The following is an 8,861-nucleotide window of genomic DNA, read 5'->3' on the forward strand; positions in this document are numbered from 1 at the left end:
ATGAGTTGGACGAAAAAGCTGATGAGCCAACAGGACAGAGTTGGTCATTTTACTGACAACCCTATGTACCGTAAAAAAGCTGCCGGAATAATGAAACCAGCAGCTTTTTTAGTGGATTCGGCCTGAAAGACCATCTATCGGACGTGCCTGTTAATTCTAAGCAGGCTTTTGGACTTGAAAAGTACGTTGTCAGACTCAAATATCGCTCCTACCCTCGGGCTAGCTTCGATCGTTGACATCTCGTCCTGCCTGAGTCATCCTCATTCGATCACGCATCTGACACCACTATACCAGCGCGTTGGTTATCGCGGTCGTCGCATGAAGCAATGTCGGAATATGCTTTTCAACCATTTCATCGTTAAAGCGGAATGTCGGCCCCGAAACGGAAACAGCACCAACCACTTGCTGCTGCCGATCAAACACAGGTGCCGATAGCGCAGACACATTCGCATTGATTTCTTCGACGCTAATGGCATAACCGTGATCCCTTGTCGCCTGCAATTTTTGCGCCAATGCATCCCGTTCTTCCAGCGATACCCGTTCCAGCATACGTTGTTGCATGTCTTCCGATTGAAAAGCAAGAATCGCCCGACCTGTCGCACCAGCGTGGATCAGGTGCTGATTGCCTACCCCAACAGAGCGCCGTATCTCCTGCTGACTTTCGTATTCCATGACACATACACGTGTATTGCCGCTCGGTATATAAAACCCTGCTGTTTCTCCGGTCCTATTGCGTAAATGACTAAGCCACGGCTCAACAAGAGGAGCAAATGGCAAATCCGTTAACAATTTATTCGCATATTCCAAAAAAACAGCACCGAGAGAATACTGTTTGGATTGGGCATCCTGAAAAACAAACCCTTCCGTTTTCAAGGTTGTCAATAAGCGATGAACAATGGTAGGAGACAGGTCTAATGCATTGCTGATATAACTGACACTTTGCGGCCCGGGGGTATCCTTTAAATAATTTAATATACGAATCGCTCGCAATACTGTTGCAGAAACATCTGTTTTGGCTGTCATAGCATCCCCCCGTTTATTTTTTACAATTGTAACATAATAACATGACGCGTCTTCCCTATTAGAACGAATCTGGATTGGTAGCGTGTAGCGGCTCGTTTTATGCATGATAAAAGTAAGCAGCGCACAAGACTCCGATACAACCTTATGCACTGCTTATGCAAGAAATTTATTTACGTTTGATATACAGGACCGAATGCTTCCTGCTGAGCAATCATCATAAATGATTTAACACTACTATCGATCAGGCAGTGTTATGCCGCATAGTCCTCATCTTTTTTTGATTTGTCAATGCCTTGTTCCTTAGCCAGTATTTTGCACACATGTGGCGCCGTCCAAAACGTGGTCAACAGCAATAATGAAACCGGTACAGCTGTTACCACAATAAAGGATTGCAACGCACTGATACTGCTTTCGCCAATCGCTAATAAAACAGTCGCAACCATACCCATTAAAATCGCCCAGAAGACACGCAGATATCTTGACGGATGACCATGCCCGGAGATAGCCATGGAAATGGTCAGCGACATCGAGTCCGTTGTCGTAAGCACAAATACAATGGTTGCGATAAGGAACAGAATTCCTAGTATCGTACCAAATGGCAATTGCTGTGTAATAGCTACCATAGCTGCCGGTGCACCGTTACTGGATAACGCGTCCGAAACCGATCCCGGATTTGCCATTTCCTGAAAAATCCCAGTTCCGCCAACAACCGTAAACCAAATGGTTGTAACCACCGGTGCTATGACGGCAACCGCTGTTACGATTTCCCGTATAGTACGGCCTCGGGAAATGCGACCGACAAAGATGGCCATCATCGGTCCATAACCTAAAAACCATGCAAAGAAAAAGACCGTCCAACCACTCAGCCATGCTCCGTCACCGCGAAAAGTACTCATGGTAATGAAATTTTGCACATACATACCAAATGACTCCAGGTACGAATTAAATAGAAACAACCCAGGTCCCACGACCAATACAGTACCTACCAAAAATAAGGCTAAAATAACATTATAACGGCTCAGAAATTGAATACCTTTATGAATACCGGTTACGGCGGAAATAGCAGCAATAGCCACTAGAACAATAATGATCAATGATTGAACAAAGAATGTATTTGGAATATTAAACAGAGCATTAACACCGTAACCTGCCTGCAACCCTAAAAATCCAATCGGGCCAATCGTGCCTGCTGCAACCGATATAATCGAAAACGCATCGACAAATGTCCCAAGCGCACTATTCTTCATGATTTTATTCCCGAAAAACGGATATAACAAGGCTCTCGGTTTAAGAGGAGCCCCTTTGTGATAATGTGCATACATAAATACGAATGTTCCAAGTGTGCCGAGAATCGCCCATGCCAGAAATCCCCAATCAACAAAACTTGTTGCCAAAGCCGGTGTCACAGCTTTTTCAGATCCGGCAGAGATATCGCCAAAATGGGGTGGTACCGTCAGAAAATGATTAAGCGGTTCCGCGGCCGCCCAAAACACGCCTCCGCCGGCAAGCAATGTACACATGATGATAGACACCCATTTAAATGTACTCATTTCCGGTTTATCCAAATTCCCAAGCTTGATGCGCCCATATTTGGAAAAACCAAGATATAAAGCGATGAAAAACGTGCCAATCATAACCAACTGATAAACCGGTCCAAAATATTTTACCGAAAAGCTAAATGAGCTATTGACGACGTCGGTAATGAATTGTTGATTAATCAGGGCTGCCACAACAAAGATCAGCAACAACCCTCCACTAATCACTAGAACCGGCAAATCTACCGACTGTTTTTTATGTTGCTTTTCATTCTCCAATAACCTTCCTCCTCACTTAATTTTTAAGGCTGTATGAATCGTTAAATAAACGTTCACACAAATAACGATAGTCAGATAGATAACGTATAAATCCTAATTAAAGCGGTATGCCGTTTATCGGAATCATATACCGTTATTCTATGCAGAATAACTTAAATAAAAACCATTGTCAATATTTAATGTATAGCCACTTTTCTGACCATTTGGGATCCATACGACATTAGAGGGATCATTCATTTCGAAGAATGTCGTTGCTCGTTGATCGCTCCGACAACCTCTGTTTGGTAAAAAGCAGCGCACAAGACTCCGATACAGCCTTATGCACTGCTTATGCTAAAGAATCATTTACTTACTTTTGATATAGTGGGTTTTGTACTGGCAGTAAAAGTCCAGTGCTTCGCTGCCAAGTTCTTTAAAGGTTCCTGTACTTGATTGCTTATAACCGCCGAATGGGGCTTGGAAAAACGTACCCGTTGTTGTTAAGTTCACTTTGATAACGCCTGCTTCAATTTCGTCAAGCGCTTGGTTCATATATTCCAGATTTTTGGTGCATATAGCCGATGACAATCCATAATCCACGTTATTGGCAACCGCAATCGCTTCGTCTATATCGTTCACTTCAATGATATTGTTGACCGGACCGAATACTTCCTGCTGAGCAATCGTCATGGATGGCTTCACACCACTGATGACCGTTGGCTCGACGAAGTAACCGTGTTCTGTTTCTGGTGTGTCCGGCGCTTTTCCACCGGTTAAAATGGTGGCACCCTCGTCTCTTGCACTCTGAATTAAATCCAGGGTGGATTGTAGCTCGGACTGGTTAACTTGTGGTCCAATGTCGATGCCTTCTTCCAATCCATTTCCTATCTTCAATTCTTGGGTTCGCTTAACAAGCTTATCGGTGAATTCTTTCGCTATCTTTTCGTGAACGATGACCCGACCTGTTGCGGTACAAGCCTGTCCTGTCTGGCCATAAGCACCCGCTACGGCCAGCTGCACAGCTTGATCGACATCCGCATCATCCATCACAATCAGCGGATTTTTTCCACCCATTTCCAACAAGCAACGTTTCATGCCTTTCGCTGCTTCTTCGTAAATCGTTTTTCCAACAGAATTTGATCCTGTAAAGGTGACAGCTTTTACGGCCGGATGATGAACCATTTCCGGGACAAGCTTGCCTGGCGCCGTTACTTGGTTGACAACGCCTGCTGGTACACCGGCCCGTTGAACAATATCCATAAATTTCATCACGGTTAACGGTGTCTCAGATGAAGGCTTCAAGACCACTGTGTTCCCACTGGCGATGGCCGGTGCTGTTTTCCAGGCCGGAATCGACATTGGGAAGTTCCAAGGTGTGACAACGAGTACGACACCAAGTGGGTCGGGTTTTGTCTCGATTTGGACGTTCGGCATATCCGCTTCCTGCAATGTCCCTTTCAGGCGGCGGCATTCCCCGGCATAATACTTGACGATTCCCGCTGCATAGCCGACTTCTTTGGCTGCGTCATTGTAGGTTTTCCCTTCTTCCTGCACGATGGTTTTCGCAAGATCGTCTTTTTCTTCTTCCATTAATGCGGCGATTTTAAATAAATAGTCGCCACGTTGTGGAGCGGGCGTGTTCCTCCATGATTGAAATGTTTCTGAAGCTGTATCGATCGCCTGTTTGACGTCTTCGGAAGTAGACTGGCGAAACGATGAAACAACTTCCCTTGTATTGGCTGGATTTACCCCTTCTTTCAGTTCACCGGATGGTGTTACCCATTCCCCATTCACAAAATTTTTCAATGTTGTCGCTGTTTTTGTTGCCATGATACATCCTCCTTCAATTATGTTTATCTATATTATTTACTGAGCCATTTCGCCTGCACCGCGTTGTCTGGATGCCTCAGTTGCTTCAACAAGTGTTTGATCGCCGATGTCACCCAGTTCTTTCCACGCCTGATCATCCACTTCCAGACCGTTGTTATAATTTTTGTCAAAGGTTGCTTTTAATTTGGCGGATTCAGTTAAATGAATGGCCCCTTTTTTAGCTTCGTGTCTAAGATTTCGTATGCATGACGTAATTAAGTTCGTTTCGGTCGTGCATACAAGCCAGAAATCATCAGACTTCAAGTTGGTTGTTTCATACTGCCCAAGTTCCGCTGTCAGGCTATGCTGTACCATTTCCTCGGCGCTATTTCCTTCTGCAAAAACCGGATACGCAATCTCCGGGGTGGATAAAATCCACATCGGCTCGCCATTCTTTGTTTTGTAATTAATGAGACACCCCCTGTTTCGTGATGCAATGTAATGGGCGGGCTGTGCCAACAGATGCGACCTGGTCGTGTTTGTCATGTGCACACGGACTGTCTCCCTTGTTTCCGCCAGCGCGAGAGCATAGTCAGCCATTAATTTCCCGAGAATAATGGCGCTTTGTTTGTTGCCATCAAAACGAAACAGCCCATTATCATCTTCCAGAAGCAAATCCACACTTCTCATGCCCGGTGGGTACATATTTGGAATTTCCTGCTGCAATACGTGCATGCCTTTAAGACCAATAAATTCACTCCATGTGACTACTTCCGCTCCATCATCAGCACAGCCATAGGGAATGCCGCATGCACGGAACACCTTTTTACAATGGATAAATAATTCTACAAAGGATACACGCATTGTTCCGCCTCCTTTTCGGCTTTGAAACCATCCGTGAAGAAGCGCAACCAGTTTCCTCCCATCACTTTGTCTACCTCGTCGCTCGTCAGTCCTTTTTGCGACAACCCCTTCGCAATATTCGGGAAATCCGCCGGTGTCTTGAACCAGGACGGCCATTCCGGCCAAGACGGATTATCTTTGGATCCGGCGCCATAATCAATTTCATGTGTCCAACGGCCCATTCGCATCCAGTGCAGGAAGTCGATCGACATGTTCAACGTCAAATCAGTTCCCAAGCCGACCTGATCAATGCCCATAAAGTCAATGGTACGTACAATCATGTCGGAGAACTCATCAAGTGTTGTCTGCTGACCGTTGACCAAGTGCGGGTAGGCACACAAACCGAGAACACCACCATTATCCCGCAATGCCGCGAGCACCTCGGGGGATTTATTGCGTTTCGTCGGATAAATCCAATCCGGGTTCGCATGGGTAATAGCAACCGGTCTGGTTGAGGTATGGATAGCATCGAGCGACGTCTGCTCACCAACGTGGGAAAGATCAACGACCATGCCCACCCGATTCATCTCCTCAACGACGAGCTTACCGTAACGCGAAAGACCAACATCGCGTGCTTCATAGCAACTGCTCCCGACAAGGTTTTGATTGTTATAGGTTAGTTGCATCACTTTAATGCCAAGCTGATTAAACACCGAAACGAGAGACAGTTCATCTTCCAGAGCTGACGTGTTTTGCGTACCGAGAACGACACCAATTTTCCCTTCTTTTTTTGCTTGCAAAATGTCATCACCATGATGAACCTGCATCACCAAATCGTCGTTTTCTTTGAAAAATTTATGCCACGCTCCTACTTTACTAAGCGTTTCCCGGGCATTTTCCCATAAACCGCAACACGCATGAACACAGGTGACACCACCTTGTTGCAGTAAATGCAGGAAGTCGCGGTCCCAGTTGCTTAACTCCAATGCATCGATAACGATTTGTTCGTGTTGATAACTCATGATTTATCTCCCTCCATCGTAGGTAAGTGTGGGAAAACCCAGTTATCCGGGAATGTCTCCCCGATTTCTTCGACAAGTGGTGCTCCTTGAAACAAGGTAATGCGCACCCAGCGGTTGGATTTCGGATTAAACCGCTCAGCTCCGAAAAACGATAGCTTGCATCGTAATAGGTGAAGCGGCATGAAATCTTTGCTCAATAGGTTTGCCTGGATTTCCCCGTACTCATATCCGTCAAGTGATTGAATGCGCTGGATAATTCCTTTATAGCGCGGATGTCTTAAAATGAACGTGGCAACCATCTCGGTCGGCGGTGCATGTTGTATCATTTTATAGAGCCCCTGCACTTGTTCGGCAATATTCATAGGCATTTCCAGATCTTCGCCCGGTTCTTCGCCGCGTACGCCTAAACGTGGTTCCTCTTTTTCCTCCGAACGATACCAGAAGTAATATTTTTCATCTGGATCGGTGAAATTGTACTGGAACGCCCATTGGTACTGCCGGTTAATCAGGTCTGTCAATTCCTGAATGGTCATGCGGGGTACGATTTGATACGTCTCCTCCACGTTCATGCATTCCTCAAGGTCAATGACATGATCGGCGTATATTTCAAGCAGGACAGTATGCAATAATTCCTGCATCTCAATCGAAACCGTTTCAACGGCTGTTTCGGATAATCCTTCCCATACATCGGTCACTGGAAGGCCGGCAAACGTGCCAATCTCCAAATATTCCAACACACGCTGTTTAAGAAAGCGGCTTTGCTCAGCTAATTTTTCCGGTTTGACATATATTTGTCTGTCGATTAACCGGGACTCATCGAAATAGTTGGCAACACGGTCCAGCCAATGAATCAGCAGCATCAAATCATCCTGCGACGGTTTGATATCCTTCACTCTGGCAATCGCCTTCTCTCGCACATAGATCCACTGATGGATCAACCGGGGGTGAGATATGAGAAACGGTGCCATCCCAAGACCTGTCGCATTGCCGGTTCCGATAAAACGTTTCACTTCCGGATCAAGTGAAACAGCTTCCGGTTGTTGCCGCTTGGCAATATGCTCAACCAAATCAAAGCTGAAATGACGTAGCATATACACGGCAAACATTTGCGCCTGAAACGGACCATTGAATGGGTGTTTTTCCTTCAATTTTTCATACGGGGCGATCCCGAATTTTCCGTTGCCATAAACCGCTGTCGTCCGCAGCAAATACCCAACCTCATTCAGGACTTTCGGATCCGGTTGTTCTCCAGCTGTTAAACAATCGATCACATAATCAAAGATACGATTGCTCTTGTTCGCCCGTGACCAGACGAGGTCAGAGGCTTCTCCGCGTCCGGCTTCTTGTTTTGGCAAATTGGTTTTCATTCGGTTCAATTTCTCTTCTGATATGGTGCCTTCACTTAGAGCAAACGTCACATCCCATTGTTTCGAAATGACGCGGTCGCTTCGTTCCTCATCACTGATATTGGATGAAATGGTCAGAAATGAAAACTCGTGTGTCGGTGTTTGAATACGGTAAATCGCGTGACCGTGCCCGTCATCATCCAATTCAAACGCGGTGCACTGAATGGTCCAATTTTCCCGCATCATATGCCGCATCAGAATGCGCAAAAAACTTAAGCTGGTTAGTCGGAATGCCCCAATGCGTTCCAGTTTCATCACTTCTGAAGCCGGGCGTAATGGATGCTCAATATTCTCTACCGCCATCATGCTGTTCACCTCCCAGAAATCCCCTTAAGACTGGCAATCTATTATCGAATCACTGTTAATCAGGCCATGTCATGCCGAAAAAGTCTTCATCTTATTTCCACTTTTCAATTCCCATTCGTTTGATTTGTAATAAATCGTTAAGTAAACGTTTACACAAATAACGATAATAAAACGGAAAACAAATGAACCTAGGAAATAAACATGTTATACCGTTTATCGGAATCCTATACCGTTATTTGTCTTTATCATAAATTAAATAAGGACCATTGTCAATATTTTATTTACCATTAATTTTCTGATTTTTTAAATTCCATGTTACATAACAAAAGCCGCCAGTTTGGTGAAACCGGCAGCTTTTCAGAAGGATCATTCATTTTGGAGAATCGGCATCGAGCGTTATACCGAATGCAGCGCTCTGCTTCCGCCGGACAGGAGTTCACAGCCATCGTCGGTTATAGCTAAATCCTCCTCCAGTGTGAACACACCTAATTCGTTAATCACCCCAGGTTCCAAATTAATAACTCAACTTTCGCACCGCAGAATGAGCCTGTAACCCTTGATATGCCTTGATCTAAACCAAACTGACTATGCTGCTTGTGCGTTAAATTCCTCATTGCCAAGAAATGTTTTCTTTAAAAATTGCGGGAGGTTATCAAATA

At 45.2% G+C, this 8,861-nt stretch carries 7 protein-coding genes; 1 reads left to right on the forward strand and 6 read right to left on the reverse strand.

Annotated features, from left to right (window positions below):
* Complete coding sequence (locus tag ABDZ72_RS13925; RefSeq protein WP_343754197.1) at positions 1 to 126, forward strand: hypothetical protein; 126 nt, start codon at positions 1 to 3, stop codon at positions 124 to 126.
* 159 nt (positions 127 to 285) lie between these two features.
* Here the strand turns inward: ABDZ72_RS13925 and ABDZ72_RS13930 are convergent, their stop codons facing one another.
* The 6 genes from ABDZ72_RS13930 to ABDZ72_RS13955 all read right to left on the reverse strand — a co-directional run bounded on the left by ABDZ72_RS13930 (position 286) and on the right by ABDZ72_RS13955 (position 8,202).
* Positions 286 to 1,023: an IclR family transcriptional regulator gene (locus tag ABDZ72_RS13930; protein WP_343754199.1), complete on the reverse strand. Its 738-nt coding sequence runs from the start codon at positions 1,021 to 1,023 to the stop codon at positions 286 to 288.
* A gap of 251 nt (positions 1,024 to 1,274) precedes the next feature.
* A complete protein-coding gene (locus ABDZ72_RS13935; protein WP_343754201.1) occupies positions 1,275 to 2,837 on the reverse strand; it encodes a BCCT family transporter in 1,563 nt (520 codons plus the stop codon).
* Positions 2,838 to 3,182: 345 nt separating this feature from the next.
* Positions 3,183 to 4,646: an aldehyde dehydrogenase family protein gene (locus ABDZ72_RS13940; protein WP_343754202.1), complete on the reverse strand. Its 1,464-nt coding sequence runs from the start codon at positions 4,644 to 4,646 to the stop codon at positions 3,183 to 3,185.
* Positions 4,647 to 4,682: 36 nt separating this feature from the next.
* On the reverse strand, positions 4,683 to 5,489 hold the full coding sequence (locus ABDZ72_RS13945; protein WP_343754204.1) for a DUF3726 domain-containing protein: 807 nt from the start codon (positions 5,487 to 5,489) through the stop codon (positions 4,683 to 4,685).
* Positions 5,471 to 6,490 (reverse strand): membrane dipeptidase, encoded by a 1,020-nt coding sequence (locus tag ABDZ72_RS13950; protein WP_343754206.1) that lies wholly within the window; start codon positions 6,488 to 6,490, stop codon positions 5,471 to 5,473. The genes ABDZ72_RS13945 and ABDZ72_RS13950 overlap by 19 nt, the downstream gene beginning before the upstream one ends.
* Positions 6,487 to 8,202, reverse strand: a complete 1,716-nt coding sequence (locus tag ABDZ72_RS13955) for a hypothetical protein (protein WP_343754208.1) — start codon at positions 8,200 to 8,202, stop codon at positions 6,487 to 6,489. The genes ABDZ72_RS13950 and ABDZ72_RS13955 overlap by 4 nt, the downstream gene beginning before the upstream one ends.
* Positions 8,203 to 8,861 lie beyond the last annotated feature (659 nt).

The sequence above is a fragment of the Lentibacillus halophilus genome (assembly GCF_039522485.1).
Taxonomy (GTDB): domain Bacteria; phylum Bacillota; class Bacilli; order Bacillales; family Amphibacillaceae; genus Lentibacillus; species Lentibacillus halophilus.